General features: G+C 61.8%; 23 protein-coding genes. 13 read left to right on the top strand and 10 right to left on the bottom strand.

From position 1 onward, the window contains the following. The first annotated feature begins 164 nt into the window (after positions 1 to 164). From EN807_RS27520 to EN807_RS27530, 3 genes are all read left to right on the top strand, one after another. Entirely contained in the window at positions 165 to 533 is a 369-nt protein-coding gene (locus tag EN807_RS27520) for an Hpt domain-containing protein (protein WP_135937467.1), read from the top strand. Positions 534 to 633: 100 nt separating this feature from the next. Further along, positions 634 to 954: a 2Fe-2S iron-sulfur cluster-binding protein gene (locus EN807_RS27525; RefSeq protein WP_006334837.1), complete on the top strand. Its 321-nt coding sequence runs from the start codon at positions 634 to 636 to the stop codon at positions 952 to 954. Positions 955 to 1,161: 207 nt separating this feature from the next. Beyond that, positions 1,162 to 2,190: an NAD(P)/FAD-dependent oxidoreductase gene (locus tag EN807_RS27530; RefSeq protein WP_127317422.1), complete on the top strand. Its 1,029-nt coding sequence runs from the start codon at positions 1,162 to 1,164 to the stop codon at positions 2,188 to 2,190. A gap of 47 nt (positions 2,191 to 2,237) precedes the next feature. Here the strand turns inward: EN807_RS27530 and EN807_RS27535 are convergent, their stop codons facing one another. After that, complete coding sequence (locus tag EN807_RS27535) at positions 2,238 to 2,855, bottom strand: DUF922 domain-containing protein (RefSeq protein ID WP_135937468.1); 618 nt, start codon at positions 2,853 to 2,855, stop codon at positions 2,238 to 2,240. An 84-nt stretch (positions 2,856 to 2,939) separates the two neighbouring features. Between EN807_RS27535 and folP the strand changes: the two genes are divergently transcribed. The 3 genes from folP (at position 2,940) to folK (ending at position 4,753) form a co-directional block, all read left to right on the top strand. Further along, a complete protein-coding gene (folP, locus tag EN807_RS27540) occupies positions 2,940 to 3,782 on the top strand; it encodes a dihydropteroate synthase (protein ID WP_135937469.1) in 843 nt (280 codons plus the stop codon). A 115-nt stretch (positions 3,783 to 3,897) separates the two neighbouring features. After that, on the top strand, positions 3,898 to 4,257 hold the full coding sequence (gene folB, locus EN807_RS27545; RefSeq protein WP_135937470.1) for a dihydroneopterin aldolase: 360 nt from the start codon (positions 3,898 to 3,900) through the stop codon (positions 4,255 to 4,257). Further along, positions 4,241 to 4,753, top strand: a complete 513-nt coding sequence (gene folK / locus EN807_RS27550; RefSeq protein WP_135937471.1) for a 2-amino-4-hydroxy-6-hydroxymethyldihydropteridine diphosphokinase — start codon at positions 4,241 to 4,243, stop codon at positions 4,751 to 4,753. The genes folB and folK overlap by 17 nt, the downstream gene beginning before the upstream one ends. Positions 4,754 to 4,801: 48 nt before the next feature. On the opposite strand, the gene EN807_RS27555 is transcribed toward folK, so the two are convergent. Together EN807_RS27555 and EN807_RS27560 are read right to left on the bottom strand one after the other, a co-directional pair. Continuing rightward, positions 4,802 to 5,350, bottom strand: a complete 549-nt coding sequence (locus EN807_RS27555; protein ID WP_135937472.1) for a DUF924 family protein — start codon at positions 5,348 to 5,350, stop codon at positions 4,802 to 4,804. Between the two features lie 17 nt (positions 5,351 to 5,367). Further along, positions 5,368 to 7,203 (bottom strand): monovalent cation:proton antiporter-2 (CPA2) family protein, encoded by a 1,836-nt coding sequence (locus EN807_RS27560; RefSeq protein WP_135937473.1) that lies wholly within the window; start codon positions 7,201 to 7,203, stop codon positions 5,368 to 5,370. A gap of 251 nt (positions 7,204 to 7,454) precedes the next feature. On the opposite strand from EN807_RS27560, the gene EN807_RS27565 reads away from it, so the two are divergent. Continuing rightward, positions 7,455 to 7,721, top strand: coding sequence for a hypothetical protein (locus EN807_RS27565; RefSeq protein WP_135937474.1), 267 nt, complete (start codon positions 7,455 to 7,457; stop codon positions 7,719 to 7,721). A gap of 96 nt (positions 7,722 to 7,817) precedes the next feature. Here EN807_RS27565 and EN807_RS27570 read toward each other — a convergent pair whose 3' ends face one another. From EN807_RS27570 to EN807_RS27585, 4 genes are all read right to left on the bottom strand, one after another. Continuing rightward, a complete protein-coding gene (locus EN807_RS27570) occupies positions 7,818 to 8,372 on the bottom strand; it encodes a hypothetical protein (protein ID WP_135937475.1) in 555 nt (184 codons plus the stop codon). Between the two features lie 190 nt (positions 8,373 to 8,562). After that, on the bottom strand, positions 8,563 to 9,651 hold the full coding sequence (locus tag EN807_RS27575) for a TIGR01620 family protein (RefSeq protein ID WP_135937476.1): 1,089 nt from the start codon (positions 9,649 to 9,651) through the stop codon (positions 8,563 to 8,565). Further along, the gene (locus tag EN807_RS27580; protein WP_135937477.1) at positions 9,648 to 11,144 is read right to left on the bottom strand and encodes a YcjX family protein; all 1,497 of its coding nucleotides are present in this window, start codon (positions 11,142 to 11,144) and stop codon (positions 9,648 to 9,650) included. Before EN807_RS27580 ends, EN807_RS27575 begins: the two co-directional genes overlap by 4 nt. 64 nt (positions 11,145 to 11,208) lie before the next feature. Further along, the gene (locus tag EN807_RS27585) at positions 11,209 to 11,712 is read right to left on the bottom strand and encodes a histidine phosphatase family protein (protein WP_135937478.1); all 504 of its coding nucleotides are present in this window, start codon (positions 11,710 to 11,712) and stop codon (positions 11,209 to 11,211) included. Positions 11,713 to 11,976: 264 nt separating this feature from the next. Between EN807_RS27585 and dksA the strand changes: the two genes are divergently transcribed. Next, positions 11,977 to 12,393, top strand: coding sequence for an RNA polymerase-binding protein DksA (dksA, locus tag EN807_RS27590; protein ID WP_006202025.1), 417 nt, complete (start codon positions 11,977 to 11,979; stop codon positions 12,391 to 12,393). 100 nt (positions 12,394 to 12,493) lie between these two features. On the opposite strand, the gene EN807_RS27595 is transcribed toward dksA, so the two are convergent. Next, the gene (locus EN807_RS27595; protein ID WP_189522589.1) at positions 12,494 to 13,222 is read right to left on the bottom strand and encodes a flagellar biosynthetic protein FliO; all 729 of its coding nucleotides are present in this window, start codon (positions 13,220 to 13,222) and stop codon (positions 12,494 to 12,496) included. A 372-nt stretch (positions 13,223 to 13,594) separates the two neighbouring features. On the opposite strand from EN807_RS27595, the gene EN807_RS27600 reads away from it, so the two are divergent. After that, positions 13,595 to 16,165, top strand: coding sequence for a PAS domain-containing sensor histidine kinase (locus EN807_RS27600; protein WP_135937479.1), 2,571 nt, complete (start codon positions 13,595 to 13,597; stop codon positions 16,163 to 16,165). An 86-nt stretch (positions 16,166 to 16,251) separates the two neighbouring features. After that, a complete protein-coding gene (locus EN807_RS27605) occupies positions 16,252 to 16,962 on the top strand; it encodes a DeoD-type purine-nucleoside phosphorylase (RefSeq protein WP_127319409.1) in 711 nt (236 codons plus the stop codon). Here the strand turns inward: EN807_RS27605 and EN807_RS27610 are convergent. Then, positions 16,959 to 17,264, bottom strand: a complete 306-nt coding sequence (locus EN807_RS27610) for a ribbon-helix-helix domain-containing protein (protein ID WP_077384009.1) — start codon at positions 17,262 to 17,264, stop codon at positions 16,959 to 16,961. The two genes, EN807_RS27605 and EN807_RS27610, sit on opposite strands and share 4 nt — an antisense overlap. 261 nt (positions 17,265 to 17,525) lie before the next feature. On the opposite strand from EN807_RS27610, the gene EN807_RS27615 reads away from it, so the two are divergent. The 3 genes from EN807_RS27615 to EN807_RS27625 all read left to right on the top strand — a co-directional run bounded on the left by EN807_RS27615 (position 17,526) and on the right by EN807_RS27625 (position 20,169). Further along, on the top strand, positions 17,526 to 17,921 hold the full coding sequence (locus tag EN807_RS27615; RefSeq protein WP_135937480.1) for a VOC family protein: 396 nt from the start codon (positions 17,526 to 17,528) through the stop codon (positions 17,919 to 17,921). A gap of 79 nt (positions 17,922 to 18,000) precedes the next feature. Beyond that, complete coding sequence (locus EN807_RS27620) at positions 18,001 to 18,549, top strand: gluconate 2-dehydrogenase subunit 3 family protein (protein WP_135937481.1); 549 nt, start codon at positions 18,001 to 18,003, stop codon at positions 18,547 to 18,549. 48 nt (positions 18,550 to 18,597) lie between these two features. Beyond that, on the top strand, positions 18,598 to 20,169 hold the full coding sequence (locus tag EN807_RS27625) for a GMC family oxidoreductase (protein WP_135937482.1): 1,572 nt from the start codon (positions 18,598 to 18,600) through the stop codon (positions 20,167 to 20,169). 67 nt (positions 20,170 to 20,236) lie between these two features. On the opposite strand, the gene EN807_RS27630 is transcribed toward EN807_RS27625, so the two are convergent. After that, positions 20,237 to 20,632, bottom strand: coding sequence for a hypothetical protein (locus EN807_RS27630; RefSeq protein ID WP_135937483.1), 396 nt, complete (start codon positions 20,630 to 20,632; stop codon positions 20,237 to 20,239). Between the last annotated feature and the right edge of the window lie 54 nt (positions 20,633 to 20,686).

Below are 20,686 nucleotides of genomic sequence, written 5' to 3' on the forward strand. Positions count from 1 at the left end.
AAGAAAACCTGCATTCGGCGCGATACGTAAAACTTTAAATATAAGGTTAACGAAACTGTGATTCCGGCGCCGTTATCGCAACATTTTTCCGGGCCAATCATTAACCCGTCGTCCACAGGATGGGCCTATTTTTTGCGGCGGTCGACCAACGGAGTTGCAGATTCATGCGTGGCGAAAACGGCATTGCCTTCTCGATGCCCGGCGGCGACGTGTCGGGAACGGCCGGGTCGCGGCCGGTGGACCTGGCGCATCTGGCGCGTCAGACGATGGGCGACCGCAGCCTCGAACAGGAGGTGCTGGCGCTGTTCGTGCAGCAGGCGCTGTCCGTTCGCGACAGGATCGTCGACGCCGATGTGGGGCAAAGACTGCTTCTGGCGCACGGGCTGAAGGGTTCGGCGCGCGGTATCGGCGCCTTCGCTATTGCCGATTGCGCCAGCGCGATCGAACTTCAACCTGAAGATACCAATACCCTCAAGCGGCTTGGCTCCCTGATCGAAGAAGTCCGCGATTTCGTCGCCGCCATCAGCCGTTAAACCGATTTCCGAAAAAAACGGCATAGAGCGCCGCTTTCGCGCGGCAGTTGACTTGTCTGCTGGAGTGATTATCTCGGCTGGAACTCCCTTCAGGTGACAAATGACCAAGCTGACCTTCATCGCCCATGACGGCACACATTTTGACGTGGATGCCGAAAATGGCTCGACCGTCATGGAGAACGCGATCCGCAACGCCGTGCCGGGGATCGAGGCCGAGTGCGGTGGCGCCTGCGCCTGCGCGACCTGCCACGTCTATGTCGACGAGGCATGGACGGCGGAGGTCGGCGAGCCGGAAGCGATGGAAGAGGACATGCTGGACTTCGCCTACGACGTCCAGCCGAACTCACGGCTCTCCTGTCAGATCAAGGTGCGCGACGCTCTCGACGGCCTGGTTGTGCGCGTGCCCGCCCGCCAGGGCTGAAGCGTGAAGGCTGAAGCGCGGCTTATAGCCGATTTTTCGGGCCCCGGCTTGGCAGCGGGCCAATGGTCATGCAGTGTCTCGCCGTTCTCTATAGCGCCGCGCATCCTCTTGGACACGCAAAGGACGCTGTAGCACCGTGATTTGGCGCATGATCCCCAGCGAAAATCGATTCCGATTTTCGCGGTCATGCGCAGCGAAGGCGCATTCATGACCGATATCACCAGGACGGACGTATTGATTGTCGGGGCAGGGCCGGTCGGCCTGTTCGCCGTGTTCGAGCTCGGCCTCTTCGACATGAAATGCCATCTCATCGACATACTCGATCGCCCTGGCGGGCAATGCGCCGAACTCTATCCGGAAAAGCCGATCTACGACATTCCCGGCTGGCCATCGATTTCGGCGCAGGGCCTGGTCGACAGGCTGCTTGAGCAGATCGCGCCGTTCAAGCCCGACTTCACCTTCAACCGCATGGTCTCAAGCCTGGAAGAGCTCGAGGACGGCAGCTTTCGCGTCGTCACCGACGAGAACGAGGTGTTCGAAGCCAAGGTGGTGGTGATCGCCGCCGGCGGCGGCTCATTCCAGCCGAAGCGGCCGCCGATCCCGGGCATCGAGATTTATGAGGGCAAGAGCGTCTTCTACTCGGTTCGCCGGATGGAGGAATTTCGCGGCCACGACCTCATCATCGTCGGTGGCGGCGATTCGGCGCTCGACTGGACGCTGAACCTGCAGCCGGTGGCCAAGAGCGTGACGCTGGTCCACCGGCGGCCGGAGTTTCGCGCGGCGCCCGACAGCGTCAACAAGATGTACGCCATGCAGGAGATGAAGGAACTGGATTTCCAGGTCGGGCAGGTGACGGGATTGTCCGGCGCCGACGGCCAGCTTTCCTCCGCGACCATCAAAGGCCCCGGCGGCGATATCGAGGTGCCGTGCACGCGGATGCTGCCGTTCTTCGGCCTGACCATGAAGCTCGGACCGATCGCCGAGTGGGGCCTCAATCTTCACGAGAACATGATCCCGGTCGACACCGAGAAATTCCAGACATCGGTACCGGGCATCTTCGCCGTCGGCGACATCAACTGGTACCCCGGCAAGCTGAAGCTGATCCTGTCGGGCTTCCATGAGGTCGCCCTGATGGCGCAGGCAGCCAAGCGCATCGTCAGCCCCGGCGAGCGCATCGTATTCCAGTATACGACGTCGTCGACCAGCCTGCAGAAGAAGCTCGGCGTCGCCGGCTGACGCCCCACTCCTACTCCACGAGAATCGACCTTACCATCTGGCCAGAGCTAACCCGGCAGCCGGCCGTTCTCGATGCGCTCCATGCGATAGCGCAGCAGACGCAGGATACGGCTTTCGAAATTGATTGTCTCGACGCGATCGAATTGCATCTGGGCCCGGTCGTGCTTGGCGAGAATAGCGGCGGCAATCTCCGCTGCCTTGGCCTTGGCCTCCTGGCAAGTCTTCTGCGGATAGGTCCCCTTCAGCGCATCCTCGAGGTCGCGGGCATGGTTCTTGGCGATCTCGACATGGCGGTCCTCATGGCGCTTGATGTCGGCGGACAATGTGTCCCAAAACAGCCTTACGCCCGCGTCGGCCTTGCGCGAGCGGCGCCACTCGGGAAGGATCACCTTGACTTTGAGGGTGACGTTGGCGTCAGCAATCGCGCAGGAATTCGATTTTTCTGCATAGCTGACGCGGGTGGTGAACGCCATCTGCGTGGCGCCTGGATGTCGCATCCCGGTGCTTTTCACCTGAGGTCCAAGTTTCGTAAGCTGGGATCCGATATCCTCGAGCGTTCTGCCGCCGATGCTGAAATAGCTATATGTCTTTACCAAACTCGCCGTGCCCGCCGGCAAGGCAGAAAAAGCGAGCATCAGGGCGCAAAGCAGTGATCGTTTCATCATGTTGCCTCTTTGCCCACCATGCGCTACGGCCGCTGCCGGCGCAACGGAATTGATCTTTGGCGGATCACACATGGTTGATGGACAATGACGACACGGCGATGGCAACTGGCGCATGGGCGTCATCTCGACCTTGGCGGCAAAGCGGTGATCGTCGGTATCCTCAATGTCACGCCGGACAGTTTTTCCGACGGGGGACTGTTCGTTGCGCCCGAACAGGCGATGGCCCAGGCCCGCCGGATGGTGGAAGAGGGGGCCTCCGTCATTGACGTCGGTGGAGAATCGACACGCCCCGGCGCATTTCCGGTAGCCGTCGAGGAAGAGCAGGCCCGCGTGCTGCCTGTCATCGAGGCGCTCGCCAGGCTTGGTAAGGCGCTGATTTCGGTCGACACCTATCGCGAGGACACCGCCCGGCTTGCCGTCGCCGCCGGCGCCCATATCGTCAACGATGTCTGGGGCCTGCAGCGCGAACCGGGCGTCGCGCGGGTCGCTGCCGAGACCGGCGCCGGGCTGGTCATCATGCACACCGGACGTGACAGGCAAAAACTGCCCGACGTGATCGAGGATCAGTTTTCCTTCCTCGGGAAGTCACTGGAAATCGCCCGGCAAAGCGGCGTTGCCGACGACCAAATCGTGCTCGATCCGGGCTTTGGCTTCGCCAAGGAAACAGCGGAGGAAAATCTCGACCTGATGGCACGGTTTTCCGAACTTGATGCCTTGGGCTTTCCGCTGATGGCGGGTACATCGCGAAAGCGCTTCATCGGCGCCGTCACCGGCCGCGACGCCTCGGCCAGGGGGGCCGGAACAGCGGCGACGAGCGTTATCCTGAGACTCAAGGGCGCGCAGCTTTTTCGCGTCCACGATGTCGCAATCAATGTGGATGCGCTGGCGCTTGCGGATGCTATGCTGGCCCGTGAAACCACCGCATAGGCTCGAAAATCAAAACCGATTTTCGGAAAGCAGGATGCGTAGATTGAAAGCGTTAGAGCGTAGTTTTTGCGTCCAAGTGGATGCACGTCGCTCTAATCGAGCGGGACGCTGAGCGATGTATGTCATCCGCATGAAGAACTGCGCCTTCTTCGCCCGGCACGGCGTGCTGGATGAGGAGGAGACGCTCGGCCAGCGTTTCTATGTCGACGCTGCGCTCTCCGTCGAACCCGGCCGCGCGCTGGTCGATGATTCCATCGAGGATACCGTCCACTATGGTATCGCCTTCGGAGTGATCGAAAAGATCATAACCGGCGAGAGGCGTTTTCTGATAGAGGCGCTGGCGCTGGAGGTGGCCCGGGCGCTGACGGCCCGGTTTCCTCAGATCAAAAAGGCCGAGATCACTGTGCGCAAGCCGAACGCGCCAGTGCCCGGTGTGCTCGATCATGTCGAGGTGACCGTTGTCTGGCCAGAATAACACGGTTTACCTCAGCCTTGGCGGCAATCTCGGCGACCCGGCAAGGTCGATGGGCGCTGCGCTGCGTATGCTGGACGCTGACGAGAACGCGCGCGTCGTTGTCGTCTCCTCGCTTTACCGCACGCCGCCTTGGGGCAAGCTCGACCAGCCGGATTTTCTCAATGCGGCTGCCGAAATTTCGACTGTGCTCGCACCACACGCATTGCTCGATCTCTGTCTCGACGTCGAGCGCAGACTGAAGCGGGTGCGCGAGGAGCGCTGGGGTCCACGGCTGATCGACATCGACATTTTGGTGTTCGGCGATCGGATTATCCACGAAACCGGGCTGGAAGTGCCGCATCCGCGCATGCTGGAGCGCGCTTTCGTTCTGGCGCCGCTGGCCGAGATCGCGCCTGACCTCACCGTCGACGGCAGAAGCGTGGCGGAGCGGCTTGCCGCTCTCGACAGCGCCGGCATCGAGCGACTGCCGTCCGGCCGGGATTGGTGGCTGACCTAAAGCATCGGACCAAAACCTCTAACCAGTTTTGGCTGCGATGCACTGAGCTCAGCCGGAAAATCCGCCCCCGTCGAGGAACACCTGTTCCTCCGGCGTCGTCTCGCGGCCAAGCATCCTGTTTCGATGCGGAAAGCGGCCGAAGCGCTGAATGATCTCCAGGTGCTCGACCGCATATTTCAGATAGGATTGGGCTTTGGCGGTAAAAAGGTCCATCGATTTGAGCTGGTCGGCGAGATGCTCCGAATGCTCATACGGCAAATAGAGGAAGGCGCGCAGGTCTTCGTCGAGCGCCAGATCCTGGCCGGCGGCGGTCGCCTTTTCGGCAAAATGCCTCGCCAGCGGGTCGGTTGCATACATATGGCCGGTGCCGCGAAAGCAGTTTCGCGGGAACTGGTCGAGCAGGATCATCAGTGCCAGTGAGCCTTCGGCATGCTCCGACCAGTCATCGCATTCACGCCGTGCGGCAGCGTAGTGCAGGTCGAGAAACCGGTTGCGGAACTCCACGTCGAAGGCGTCACTCTTCTCGAACCACGCATCTTTCCCGGCGTCACGCCAGAATTTGGTGACGGAGAGCGCACGTTCGTCCAGTTCGGTCATCTGTTTGCTCCAGGTATTTAGTCTGCAGGCTCGGATTTGTGCAGAACGCCGGCGGTTTCTTCATTGAGCGCCTGACCGGCGCGGCGCGGCTGGCTGAGCGGTGTCGGAATGGGCGTGCCGATATTGCCCTTGAGGAAGCGCGCTCCGGCGCGAACGCCTTCGGCGAGCTGCAACTCGAAACGGGCAGCATCGCGGTGGCGGACATCCTCGATCACCTCGGCGACTTCCTCCGGGTCGACGCCCAGCGCTTCCAGCGTGGAGCCGCCGAAGACAAGCGCCGATTCGAAGGTTTCGCGAATCTGGAAATCGACGTCGGCACGTATCAACTGCAGTGCGGTTCCGCGGTCGAAAGCCCGTGCAAGCACGGTCAGCAGGGGAAACTCCGCCTTGACGAGCCGTGCGATGCGGACGGCGACATCGGGCTTGTCGACGCAGATCAACACGGCGCGCGCGCGGCCGGCACCTGCGGCACGCAGAATGTCCAGCCGCGTGCCGTCGCCATAATAGACCTTGAAACCGAAATCGGCCGCCGCCTGGATCATCTCGACCTCATTGTCGATGATCGACACATCGATCCCGCGCAACAGCAGCGGCTGGCTGGCGATCTGGCCGAAGCGGCCGAAGCCGATGATCAGCACGCTGCCGGTAAGGCCATCGGCGACGTCGACGCCTTCGAGCGACTGCTCGTCGCGCGGCGTCAGATACCGCAATGCCAGAATGGCCAGCGGTGTCAGCACCATGGAGATGATGACGATCGCCGTCAGGGTCGCGTTAGCCTGGCTGTCGATGATGCCGACCGCCGTGGCTGCGGAATAGAGAACGAAGGCGAATTCGCCGCCTTGCGCCATGAAGACGGCGCGCTCGAGCGCTTCCCGGTGACCGGTCTTGAGGATGCGGGCGACGAGATAGATGCCGATCGCTTTTATCGCCATGTAGGCAACGACGTAGATGGCGACAAGCCGCCAGTTCTCGATGACCACATGCAGGTCGAGCGACATGCCGACAGCGAGGAAGAACAGCCCGAGCAGCACACCGCGGAATGGTTCGACATCGGCCTCCAGCTGATGGCGGAAGGTGGATTCGGACAAAAGCACGCCGGCCAGGAAGGCGCCCATCGCCATCGACAGGCCGCTGAGCTGCATGGCAAGCGCCGACCCCAGAACGACCAGAAGGGCGGCTGCGGTCATCACTTCGCGGGCGCGGGCGTCCGCCAGGATGCGGAAGAACGGATTGAGCAGGTAACGCCCAGCCAGCACCAACCCGACGATGGCGGCAAGGCCGATGCCCACCTCCGTCAGCCGCTGCGTCAAGCTCATATCGGCGCCGCCCGGCGCCAGGAAGGCGATCAGGGCCAGCAACGGCACGATCGCCAGGTCCTCGAGCAGCAGGATGGAGACGATGCGCTGGCCTTTGGGCGCAGCGATCTCACCACGTTCCTCCAGAAGCTGCATGACGATGGCTGTCGAGGTCAGCACGAAGCCGGCGCCGGCGACGAAGGATTGCGAGATCGGAAAACCTCCCGCCAGTCCGACGCCGGTCAGCAACAGCGCGCACACGCCGACCTGCAATGCCCCAAGGCCAAAGATCTCTCGCCTGAGGCCCCACAGCCGCGACGGTTGCATCTCCAGCCCGATGATGAACAGGAACATGACGACGCCGAGCTCGGCGACGTGAAGAATGGCTTCCGATTCGGAAAAGATGCCGATGCCGAACGGGCCGATGACCACGCCGGCCGCCAGATAGCCGAGGATGGAGCCAAGCCCCATGCGCTTGAAGATCGGCACGGCGACAACACCTGCGGCGAGCAGCGCCACCACGTGGATCAGATCGCTGCCCGCTGCCTCTGCTGCCATGCCTGCCGTTCCGTTCTCTCTAACGACCGCTGCACGTGCTGCGGCATCGAGCGGCCAAGATAGGGGCTTCGGCTGAGATCGAACAGTCCGAATCCGGAAACTGGTGCGGCAGTGTTGCAGGCGCGCTCCACAACTTTATGCACCCGCTGCGTTGCGTGTTGCAGCAATCGGGCGCTAAGGGCGCGCGGCTTTGGCCGTGAAGGGCGGAGGACGATCAAGTCCGCCGCCTTTTTTTGAGGGAGACGACTAACATGAAGATTTTTTTGCTTGTTGCCGTTGGCATCGCGGCACTTGCCGGATCGGCCTGCTCGAACGCGCCGGCCTGCACGACTGAAATGCTGACCAAGAAGGCTCAGGACATGACTGCAGCCCTTCAGGAGGCGATTACCAAGGATCCGGCCAAGGCGGCCGATCTCACCGCCAAGGTTCAGGCGGTCACAACTAAGTATCAGGGCGATACGACCGCGGACGAGGCCTGCAAGGCGTATGACGAGCTGACTGCCGCCATCAAGGCCTGAGAATCGATTTGAGTTTCGCAAAAGAAGCGGTGGCCGTGGCTGCCGCTTTTTTTATAGCGCCGCGCCGCACGTCCTGTCGGACGGGCAGATAATCGCTCAGTTCGGCGCGATGGAGCCGACTTCGACCGTATCGACGCGCTTCAGCTTCATGCCGATGACCGGCACCAATTGCTGGTCGACGCGCACCGCAACCGTCACCGTCATCGAATTGTCGTTGGGGACAAGGGCCTGCATGACGCCGCGCAACTGGTTGCGGTTGATGGTGAAAACCACCTTGTTGGCGCTGACCACGTTGCCGCCGATAATGTCGAGGCCGGAACCGGCGGCACCGCCCATGAAGCTGCCTTTGTAGCCCTCGCGGCCCTTGTGCTGGATCGTCGCCGACATCTGCTGGGTGAACATGCCGACCCGGCAACCGCCGTCGAGCGACATGCCGATCTTGCCGTCAGGTGTCGAGCCGGTGAAATTACAGGTGAATTTCGTGCCCTTGTATTTGCCGGCGACGATTTCCCCCGGGCCGACCCATTCGCCTTCCACCGATTGAAAGAACTTCTTGTCCCGTTCCGCTGCAAACGTCTTTTCGGCCATGCCGGCAATTGTTGAAACCACGACCGCCATGGGCAGGACGCTAGACAAGATCACGCTTTTCATCGACGACACCCGGCAACAAAGAGTCTGGTTTGGAACCCGTCCGACCATGAACAAGATTGGTTAATGCTTCGTCACCGCTAGCGCATGGCCCCGAAAATCGGAAGCGATTTGCGCTGGGATCATGCGCTAAATCAAAGGGCTACAGCGTCCTTTGCGAGCCACCAGGATGTGCGGTGCTGTAGGACGGTTGTCACGTGTCGGAAGCGGATGTTTCCTTCTGCTTTTTGGTTGCAAAAGATGTCAGCGCGGACAGGAAATCGCCCATGCCGGGCCGCCTCGCGGCGCTAAAGGGCAGAGGCCTTGCGGTCTCCATCGCAGCAATGCCGATGCGCGCCGTCATCATGCCGTTGACGACACCTTCGCCAAGCTTGGCCGAGAGCCGGGCGGCGAGGCCATGGCCGACGATCTGCTGCACGAAACTGTCGCCGACGGCGATCGAGCCGGTCACCGCCAAATGGGCGAGAACGCTGCGTGCCAGCCGGAAGAATCCCAGCGTGCCCGGCCGGCCGCCATAAAGCTCCGACAGGCGGCGGATCAGCCGGCCCGCTTCGAACACGACATAGGCGACGTCGACCAGAGCGCGAGGGCTGACCGCCGTCACCAGCGACACGCGCTTTGCCGCTTCGAGGATCATCACCTTGGCGCGCGCATCGAGAGGGCCGAGGATTTCGGTCTCGGCCAGGCGCACCAGATTGCCACCGTCAATGATCTCGTCGCGCAGGTCAGCCAGCGCGCGTCTGCCGGCCGCGGTTTCGGGCTTGGCCGCGACGAAGGCCGAGAGTTCGTCGACCACGGCGCGAGCGGCCTTCGGATCGTCGCGGGCAATGGCGTCGAGTGCCCGCTTCTGCAGTTTTTCGACCTCGGCGAGGCGGGTGATCGCCAGGAACTCGCGGACGAGGATGATCAGAAGCGCCAGCAGCGCGATCACGGCCATCCCGGCAGCCAGCCAGCCCAGCCATTCGGCACGCGCGAACAGATCGCGAATCAGCTGGTCGGTCCAAAGGCCGAGGGCCAGCGAAACCAGAACGCCCAATGCGCCAAACAACAAGCCACCGAGCATCGAACGCTTACGCGGCGCGGTCGCCGGCGGCGGTTCGGCGGCGATAATATCTGGCTCGTCGAAAACGTCGATTTCCGCCGGAGTGACGACGGCAAGATCAGCCTTCACGGTGCGCGGCTTTCTGGCCGATGGAGCGTCAGGCTGGCGCAAGGCTGCCCTTTCTTTTGGCGGGGCTTCCGGCTCGATGCGAAATGCCGCCGGCTTGCGGGGCGCGGTCATGCCAGATGATCTCCGATCAGGAACTGCAGGGCGCGGTCGAGCCTGATATGCGGCAGCGACAGCGTGACGCCTTCAGCCGTGCTTTCGAGCTTTGGCGGGCGAAAGCGCACGAAGCGTATCGCCGGGTCCTCATTGCTTTGCCGATGGCCCGGGTTCTGCCGATGGTCTGGTCCAGAGACATCGAACACTGCATCAATTTTCTCCGGTAAATCACCGGGAAATATAGCTGTTTCGGTTCTTCCATCGAATGTTTCGCCGTTGATCTTTTCACCTTTCAACGGTGTGCCAATGATGACCGGCAGCGTCTCACGGCCTTGCTTGACCGTGCCTTCGCGGGTCGCGCGCACCGCCGCCAGGGCGACCACGTCGACATCGGCGCCGGTGAAATTTGCTCGCGCCACCGCACGGTCGGCAAGCCGCCGCACGATCGCCTGCAGCCGATCGTGGCTTTCGTGATGCAGATGGTCCGCCTTCGTCGCCGCCACCAATATGCGGTCGATCCGCCTTGAAAAAAAGTCAGTCAGGAAATTGCCGCGGCCGGGGCGGAAACAGGCGAGGATTTCGGTCACCGCACGTTCGAGATCGGCCATCGCGCCGGGGCCTGCGTTCAAGGCCTGCAGGGCGTCTATCACCACGATCTGACGGTCGAGGCGCGTGATGTGCTCCCGGAAGAACGGCTTTACGACATATGTCTTGTAGGCCTCGTAGCGCCGCTCCATCATCGCCTGAAGCGACCCGGAACGCGCCCGCCGCTCACTCAGGCCCGGCAAGGGCGCGAAGGTCAGCGCCGGCGAGCCCTCAAGATCGCCGGGCATCAGGAAACGGCCGGGCGGCAGGGTCGAAAGCGCCCGCTCGTCGAGCTTGCATGCCTTGAGGTAAGCGGCGAAGCTCTCGGCGAGGCGTCGCGCCGTCATCTCGTCGGCGTCCGCATTCAGGTCGACTGCGGCGGAGAGCGAGCGCCATTCCTGCGAAAGGTCGGCGCGCACCGGCAGCACGGCCATCTCGAATGCTTCGCGCGAGAAATCAGCGTAGGATTTACCGAGCAACGGTAGGTCCAGCAGCCATTCGCCGGGATAGTCGACGATATCGACCGACAATCTGCCTGATGAAAACATGCGGCTCCAGGCGGAGGCCGATTCATATTCGATGGTGAGCCTCAGCTCGGAAATGGCACGTGTCGAATCCGGCCACAGGCGATCGTTGACCAAAGCCGCTACGTGATCCTCGTACTGGAATCGCGGTACGGCGTCATCCGGTTGCTCTTCGAGGAAGGCACGGGCGATGCGTCCCGATTTCTGCGCCGAGAACAGCGGCAAGCGCCCGCCATGGATCAGATTGTGGACAAAGGCTGAGATGAACACCGTCTTGCCCGCGCGGGAAAGACCAGTGACACCCAGTCGCAGCGATGGCGAAAAAAGCCCGGTAGCGCGCCCCGACAGCGTATCCAGGGCAATCTTCGCCTCGTCGGTGAAAGTGGTCAGCGATGATGCCAAAATGCGGTCTCTCGGGCTTCGGTACGATCCGATATAGACGCTGCTGCCTAGGTTTGAAATGGCGTCAGAGATCGGCCGGCGTCACGAAGGCTTCGAGATAGCCGGTGCCTTGCGCGGCGTTGGCAAGACTGGCCGGAAAGCGGACGACGGCAAGGCCGGAAGTCGGGAAGCCGTGATTCAGCATCCCCCTGGCAGACTCGTCGCCGTCGCCCGAAAGCGCGATAGTGAGATCTTCCGTCATCGGATTGTGGCCAATGACGAGCAGCGAGCTTGGCCCGCCATTGCTGCGGATGAGGTTGAGATAGCCGGCGGCGTCCTCGCTGTAGAGCGTATCGAGGAACAGGACCCGGCCTGTATCGGTATGGCCGGCCAGACCTTCCAGGGTCTGGCGCGCTCGCTTTGCGTTGGAGCAAAGGGTGAGGTCCGGAATGTAGCTGCGGGCCCGCATGGCCGCACCCATCGTTTCGGCGTCGGCGATGCCGGATGCGTCGAGGGGACGATCGAAATCGCGCATGCCCGGCAGAGCCCACCCGGCCTTGGCATGCCTCAACAGATAAAGCTTGCTCACCGGCCCCTCGCTTGTGCCAAATACCGAAACTCGTCAAAAGGCGATGCGGGATTAGCCATGAGAAACGCCTTGCGCACAATGGCCGGCACCCTTCAAACCCAACGAATCATACGCGAATTCGGTCGCGCCCTTCATGCGAATGATGCGGCCCATAGCATTTTGCCCGACATTAACAATTGCGTGAAACTGTCGTCGATTGCGCTTGTGCAGTATTCGGTCCGCGAATATATAGGCGCCAAAATTGGGGCTGTTTGGGTGAGTCGAATGAACGACATCGTTACCGCCGATTACGTACCCTCCGAAGACGAGCCGTTCATGAACGAGCGGCAGAAATCCTACTTTCGCCTGAAGCTCGTCACCTGGAAGAACGACATACTGCGCGAAGCGCGCGAAACTCTCGAAATCCTGCAGCAGGAAAACGCCAACCACCCCGATCTCGCTGATCGCGCCTCTTCGGAAACCGACCGCGCCATCGAACTTCGCGCCCGTGATCGCCAGCGAAAACTCATTTCAAAGATCGATTCCGCGCTTCAGCGCATTGATGAAGGCACTTACGGTTATTGTGAGGAGACCGGCGAGCCCATCGCGCTGAAGCGGCTCGATGCGCGTCCGATCGCGACCTTGTCGATCGAGGCGCAGGAGCGCCACGAGCGCCGCGAGAAGGTCTACCGCGACGACTGAAGCACAGGCGAATCGCCTAAAAAGCAGCAATAGCGAATTTTGTCATGGCCGGTCTCCGGCCATTTTTTGTTGCCTGTTCGCTGGCCCGGTTTCTGGCCGGTTATCTTTTCTGGCTGGAAAGCTCGCCGAGAAGCTTCGTCATCTCGTCATCGAGAGACGACGGCGCCTTTGCCGCCGGCTTGCTCTCCGGCGCGGGCTGCGGGACATCAAACGAGACCTCGAGCTCCCTCATCAGCGTATCGTCAATGGAATCCTGCTTTGCCGGCGAATCCTGTCTTGCCGGCGATGGCGCGTGTCGAACGGCATTGGCGTAGGCGGGCAGCGGCGTGATGGTCGCCGATTGATGGCTTTGTACTGGCTTCGGCGTTGGCGCTGGTGCAGTCTGATGGGGCCGGACAGGCGTGGGGGCCGCGCTTACCGGCTGCGGAGGCGGTGCTTGCCTCATTGGCGCAGGAGCCGGTTGAGGCGCGCGCGGCCGCGGTGCCGGCTGATGGCCGCCGCCATCTCCGGTCAGTGCAGGACGGCGCAGCGCCGACAGCCGGATGTCGCGTTCGACGACGACATCGGTCGGGCCTCCGATCAGCAGCAGGTGCTCGATGTCGTCGCGGCGCACCAGCACCAACCGGCGGTGGCTGTCGACAGCGGTGGCGTCCATGACGGCCAGGCGCGTCTTGCGGTTCCTGCCGCCGGCAACGAATGTTCCGAAGGTCAGATTGCGGACCAGCTTTATGATAAGGAGAATGATGACCAAAAGGACAAGCGCGACAAACGTCCACAGGATTGCCGCGGCATAACCAGGACCCGCCACACTATCCAGCCACTGCAGCATTGGTGCCCCCAATATCGGCTTTCGATGAAGACGCGACACTAGACTGTTGCGGCACGCCACTGCAAGTCGCCTTTCGCGCCTCTTGAACAGCTTGAAACACCAATGTGGTGGATTTGAAGTCCCTACGAATTGAGGGCGTCAGCGTTCCGGAATTTCAAATCCACCACACTGGATTTTCAGCACGTTGCTGGTGTGGTGAATTCGAAATTCGCTCCCCGCAGCACCCAGGGTAATGCGAATTTCGGATTCACCACACCAGGCGCCGAACGGGCGTCATTTTTAGCGGACATTTGCCGCCAGGCCTTTTCCGGACCCTGAGAATGTGATTCAACCGGGCAGGGGCAAGTACCGGATTTCACGAGCAGGGGGCACATGGCCAAGGAAGCGCGCGGCGATTTCTATCCGGTACCGATCGTCGACCAGAATACGCGACCGGGTGCGGTCACCCGGCTCATCGTCTTTATCGTCGTCCTGACTGGCGCCGCGATCGTCTTCGGCCTTTTCCGCGAACGTCTTGGCGACCCATTCCTGCTTGGAATGCTTGGTGTGCTGGCGATGATCGGTGTCGGCTTCCTGTTCGCCACCGCCATCGGCTTCGTGCAGATCACACCGCGCTCGACGAGTGACGAGCTGTCGAAAGCCTTCGTCGATTCGATGTCGCAGGGTCTTCTGGTCACCGACACCAAGGGTCGTGTCGTCTACGCCAACCGGTCCTATGCCGACATGACGGGCGCGGCGTCCGCGGCGGATCTCAAGACGGTCGAAGGTTTGCTGTCCGACGTTCCCGAGGCCTCGGTGACCATATACCGGCTCGCCTCCGGCCTGCGCGACGGCCAGCCCGGCGACGGGGAGTTTCGGCTTGCGCAATCCATTCGACCCGGCGCCGAGCCGGGCGCGCGCTGGTATCGTGCCCGCGCCCGCGCCTTCAGCGTCCCGGGCCAGCGGCTGCCCTTGCTCGCCTGGGAACTCGCCGACATCTCGGAAGAACGGGCCGAGCAGGAGCGGTTCTTCCTCGATCTGCAGGAGGCCATCGATCATCTCGACCATGCGCCGGCCGGCTTCTTTTCGGCCGATCAGGAAGGCCGCGTCACCTACATCAACGCCACGCTTGCGGAGTGGCTGGGCATCGACCTGACGAGCTTCACGCCTGGCGCCGTCACGCTTCCGGAGATCGTCGCCGGCGACGGCATGGCGCTGGTCCGCTCGGTCAAGGCCGATCCCGGCACCACGCGCAATGCGGTCATCGATCTCGATCTGACGACAGTGAAGGGCGAGGCGCTGCCCGTGCGTTTCATGCATAGGGTCTCGGCCAGCCGCGAGGGCGTCAACGGTCCGACGCGCACCATAGTGCTCAACCGGACGCAAGGCGAGGACGCTTCCGCCGACCTTCGCGCCTCAGAGATCCGCTTCACCCGCTTTTTTAATTCGACGCCGATGGCAATAGCAGCTGTCGACAACAGCGGGCGCATCTTGCGCACTAACGCGCCTTTCCTGTCGCTGTTTTCCTCCGTCGTCGACGGGGACGCGGTCGATCGGCGCGTGCGGCTGGACACGGTGATCCATGAGCGCGACCGGCCCGCCTTTGCCGCGGCGTTCGAAAAAGCGCGACAAAGGCAGGCTGACATCGAACCGATCGATACGCTGCTGCCCGGCAATGAGGAACGGCACATGCGCTTCTACGTCAACGCGGTCGCCGACGGCACCGGCGAGGGCGCCGAAGAATCGGCCATCGTCTACGCCGTCGAGACCACCGAGCAAAAGGCGCTCGAGGGCCAGATGGCTCAAAGCCAGAAGATGCAGGCGGTCGGCCAGCTTGCCGGCGGCATCGCACACGACTTCAACAATGTGCTGACCGCCATCATCATGGCGTCGGACCTTTTGTTGACCAATCATCGCCCGTCGGACCCGTCCTTCCCGGACATCATGAACATCAAGCAGAACGCCAACCGGGCGGCGTCGCTGGTGCGGCAGCTTCTGGCCTTCTCGCGCAAGCAGACGCTGCGGCCGGAGGTGCTCAACCTGACCGACGTGCTAGCCGATCTGCGGATGCTGCTGGCCCGTCTGGTCGGCAACGACATAAAGCTGAAGGTCGATCATGGTCGCGATCTGTGGCCGGTGAAGGTCGACATCGGGCAGTTCGAGCAGGTGGTGGTCAATCTGGCGGTTAATGCGCGCGATGCGATGCCGAACGGCGGCGACCTCACCGTGCGCACCCGGAATGTGACCACAGAGGAGAGCAAGAGCATTCCCTACCGCGAACTTGCGCCGGCCGACTATGTGGTGGTCGAAGTCGAAGACACCGGCAGCGGCATCGCCCCCGAAGTACTCAAGAAGATTTTCGAACCCTTCTTCACCACCAAGGAGGTCGGCAAGGGCACTGGCCTCGGCCTGTCGATGGTCTATGGCATCATCAAGCAGACAGGCGGCTTCATCTTCTGCGAATCCGAGGTCGGCAAGGGATCGGTGTTCCGCATCTTCCTGCCGCGCTACATTGCAGAGGCGAGAGCGGGGGGCGAACCCGGCGAGGCGCCGGCTGCACCGGCAAAGATCGCCGACGCAGCCAAGGATCTGTCGGGTTCGGCCACGGTGCTGCTCGTCGAGGACGAAGATGCCGTGCGGATGGGCGGCATGCGGGCCCTGACGTCGCGCGGCTATACCGTCCACGAAGCGTCCTCAGGCGTCGAGGCGCTGGAAGTCTTCGAGGCGCTCGGCGGCAAGGTCGACATTGTCGTTTCCGATGTGGTGATGCCTGAGATGGATGGGCCGACGCTGCTTGGCGAATTGCGCAAGCGGCAGCCGGACATCAAATTCGTCTTCGTTTCCGGCTACGCGGAGGATGCGTTCGCTAAAAACCTGCCGGCAGACGCGCATTTCGGTTTCCTGCCGAAGCCGTTTTCGCTCAAGCAACTGGCCACAATCGTCAAGGATGTGCTGGAATCTTAGGGATTACTAATTCTCGCACTTGCGAAATGGCGTGAGACTGCCATGATTATGGGCGAAACGGGCGGCGGGTTTTGGGGGAGCATGCCGTGACGCCGCACAACGAGGCAGGCAAGGGTGATTATGCCGCAACAGTGCTGTTGCCGGGCGACCCGCAGCGTGCCGAATGGATGGCGGAAACCTTTCTGGAGGCGCCGCGCTGCGTCAACCGTCGAAGGGAAGCCCTCGGTTTTACCGGCTTGTTTCGCGGCAAACCCGTCAGCATCCAGTCCACCGGCATCGGCGTCTCGTCATTCCTGATCTACGCGCATGAATTGCTGGATTTCCACGGCGTGAGGACACTGATCCGCACCGGTACCTGTGGTGCCCTAACTGCCGCGGTTAAACTGCGCAGCCTGGTGATCTCGCAGTCGGTGCGCGGTGAAAGTGCCGAGAGCGGCCAGGTTTTTGGGCTCTATGGTGCTGATGCCGGCCCCGATCCGGCGCTAGTTTCCCGAGCCTTGGCCCGAGCTGCCGGAATCGGCATCGAACATCAGGCTGGGCTGACCATCTGCAGCGATATATTCTATCATCCTCAGGGGCGCGATCGCTTCGCCGAAGCGCAGGCCCACGGCGCGCTGGCCGTGGATATGGAGACCAGTGCGCTCTATCGCATCGCGGCGCATTTCGGCGCCCGGGCGCTGTCGATCCTGACTGTCGTCGACAATGTGGTGACCGGCGAGCAAACCGATTATTCCGAACGCCAGGCGCTTTTCACCGACATGACCCGCCTGGCACTCGATGTTGCGAGCGAAAGTTAAGCGGCTTGCCGCTTCGGGGCCGTGTGTTCTTCGATGCCCGGCCGGTGGCCGCGCAGATAGAGGGCACAGGTCGTGCGCAACATCGAGGCGAAGTTCGGAATCTGGCCATTGATCTCTATGGCCTCGTCATAAAGCTTCGAGATGAACTTCGGCGTCGTTAAACCTTGGCTGTCGGCGATCTCGTCGAGCAATGCCCAGAACGTCGCCTCGAGCTGGATGCTCGTCGAGTGCCCATCGATGCGGATCGATCGATTGATCTGCCGGTAGCCCTCCGGATCCTGCCCGGCAAAAACCCTGCACATCGTTACCTCCCGTTCTTAGTGGTCTTGGCCATTCTTGTTGATTTTAGGCGCAATCTGCAGCGATTCGCGCCTTTGAGCAGTGCCTATTGCGGCCAATTATCTTCAGCCGGAAAGCGGAAAACAGCAATCGGACTTTCGTCCTTAGGCGGTTTGCCACCCCATCGTTAGCTTAGCGCGTGGTAATCGGCTGCCACCACCTTTGCCGCAACCCGCGCATAATCACGCCGACGCGCACAAGGCGCTGCTGCGACGGAGTGTCATTTGGCGAAGACGATCCACACCATGATCAGGGTTCTGGACGAGGCCCGGTCCATCGACTTCTACCGGAAAGCCTTTGGGCTGGACGTCGCTGAACGGCTCGATTTCGAAACCTTCACGCTCGTCTATCTGAGCAATGTCGAGGCGGGGTTCGAAGTCGAGCTCACCGTCAACAAGGGCCGCCAGGAGCCTTATGCGCTCGGCGACGGCTACGGCCATCTCGCGGTTTCGGTCGCCGATCTGGACAGCGAACATGACCGGCTCGGCGCGCTTGGCTTGAGCCCGAAGAAGATCGTCGAGTTCAACCGCGACGGAGCGCTGCTCGCGCGGTTCTTCTTCATAGAGGATCCCGACGGCTACAAGATCGAGGTTCTGCAGCGTCAGGGCCGGTTCAAATAGGAGACATTACGGCCGCGCCGGCCAGCGGGCGCCAGCCAAGGCACCTTCGGGTGCGCACAGCAAGCAAAGGGAGGAACAAATGGTCACGATTTATGAGAGAAAGCCGGCCCATGCAAGGGAGCCCGGGCTATCGCGCCGTGAGCTTCTGAAGCGCGGCGGTGTCGGCGCGTTGCTGGTCATTTCGGGCAGTGCCGTCATCAGCCCGGAACATGCCTGGGGTCTCGAAACATCCGCGCTCAAGCCCGAAACCATGGCGACCCTGATCCAGATGGCGCGCGACATCTACCCGCACGACCAAGTGCCTGACAAATATTACGCAATCGCCGTCAAGGCCCATGACGAGCAGGCCGGCAAAGACCCAGCCCATAAGGACCTCATCGAAAATGGCATCGCCGAACTCGACTCGAAGTCGGGTAAGGGTGGCTACACCAGCCTCGGCTGGGAGGAGCAGCGCGTTGCCGTGCTAAGAGAGATCGAGGACACGCCGTTCTTCCAGGCAGTCCGTGGCGGGCTTGTCGTCGGTCTCTACAACCAGAAAGAGGTCTGGCCGAACTTCGGCTACGAGGGCGAGTCCTACTCCAAGGGCGGCTACATGGCGCGCGGGTTCGACGACATCGAGTGGCTCTGAGCCCCCGTCGTCCCAAACCGCACACAATAGACATCATGGGAGGAAACCATGGCAGCACCATTTGATCTCACGAACGACGGCGTGGTTGTCATCATCGGCTCCGGCGCCGGCGGCGGCACGCTCGGCAACGAACTCGCCCAGAAAGGCATCAATGTCGTCATCCTGGAGGCGGGCGCACGGCACGAATACGAGGATTTCATCAACGACGAGTGGGATTCATTCGCCCAGCTCGCCTGGACGGACAAGCGCACGACCTCGGGCGGCTGGCGGGTGGCGAAAGATTTTCCCAATCTGCCGGCATGGATCGTCAAGGCGGTCGGCGGCTCGACCACGCACTGGGCGGGCGCCTCGCTGCGCTTTCAGGAGCATGAATTCAGAACGCTTTCGACCTACGGAAAACTAAAAGGCGCGAACCTGCTCGATTGGCCGATCACGCTTGCCGAGCTGGAGCCCTACTACGCAAAGGCCGAAGATAAGCTGGGCGTGACGCTCACCAACAACATCCCAGGCCTTCCCGGCAACAACAACTTCAAGGTGATGAAGGCCGGCGCCGACAAGCTCGGCTACAAGGAGTGCCACACCGGCCGGATGGCAATCAATTCAGAGCCGCGCGACAACCGCAATGCCTGCCAGCAGACCGGCTTCTGCTTCCAGGGCTGTAAATGGGGCGCCAAATGGTCGACGCTCTACAGCGAAATTCCCAAGGGCGAGGCGACCGGCCATCTCGAGGTCAGGCCGAACGCCATGGCTATCAAGATCAACCACGATGGGTCAGGCAAGGTGACCGGCGTCGTCTATGCCGACAAGGACGGCAGACTGCAGGAACAGAAGGCCCGCATCGTCGCCGTGGCCGGAAACTCGATCGAGAGCCCGCGGCTGCTGCTCAATTCGGCATCGAGCCAGTTTCCCGACGGCCTTGCCAATTCGTCGGGGCAGGTCGGCAAGAACTACATGCGCCACACCACGGGCTCGGTCTACGGCATCTTCGACAAGCCGGTGCATATGTATCGCGGCACCACCATGGCCGGTATCATCCGCGATGAGGCCCGCAACGATCCTTCGCGCGGCTTCGTCGGCGGCTACGAGCTTGAGACGCTGTCGCTCGGCCTGCCGTTCATGGCCGCCTTCCTCGATCCCGGCGGCTGGGGGCGTTCCTTCACCACGGCGCTCGACCACTACGACCATATGGCCGGCATGTGGATCGTCGGCGAAGACATGCCGCGCGAGGAAAACCGCATCACGCTGCATGCCGATCTCAAGGACGAGCACGGCATGGCGGTGGCGGACGTCCATTTCGACGACCATGCCAACGACACGGCAATGCGAGACCACGCCTACAAGCAGGGCTCGGCGCTTTACGCAGCGGTGGGTGCGACCCGGACCTTCCCGACGCCACCCTATCCGTCGACCCACAATCTCGGCACCAACCGGATGAGCGAGAAGCCGGTCGGCGGCGTCGTCAACAAGCATGGCCAGGCGCACGACATCAAGAACCTGTTCGTGTCGGATGGCAGCCAGTTCACCACCGGCGGCGCGGAAAATCCGACATTGACGATCGTGTCGCTGGCGATCCGTCAGGCCGACTATATCGCTGAACAGATGTCGGCCAAGAGCATTTAGCGATACCCTCTCGACTGCCTGTTGGCGCGGAACCTCGCAAGGTTTCGCGCCTCTTCTTGTCGGCTGTTCAACGCTTCGTGCAGGTCGAGGCGGTGAAGGCGCCGTCAGGCTGCTTCATGATGATGTCGAAGGACGGGCTGGTTTGATCGTCCAGGATGGCTTGCGTGAGCGAGATCGAGTTGCCGCCGGTCGTATAGCCGCCCAACGGGCCCAACCATGTAATCTCGCCATTTGCATCCATCTGATAGTTGTAGCCCTGCCGGGCGGTTCCGAAGGTCACCGGACCGCTATAGACATTTCCCTTGATGGTGATGTCGCCAAGGCTGAGGAACATGCCTAGCAGATAGACTTCGCAATGATAGGTCCCGTCCGGCAATTTGCCGTGGGTGAAATCGGCGCGTGCACTGCCGGTGGCCGCAACCAGAAGCATGGTGCTGAAAATACGAGAAATCCTGGAGGTCATGACGTAGCTCTTTTGAAGATCGAACTTGCCCCATCTTCCTGCAGCGCTGCAACA

Origin of the sequence: Mesorhizobium sp. M5C.F.Ca.ET.164.01.1.1 (assembly GCF_004792125.1) — a bacterium.
Classification (GTDB): domain Bacteria; phylum Pseudomonadota; class Alphaproteobacteria; order Rhizobiales; family Rhizobiaceae; genus Mesorhizobium; species Mesorhizobium wenxiniae.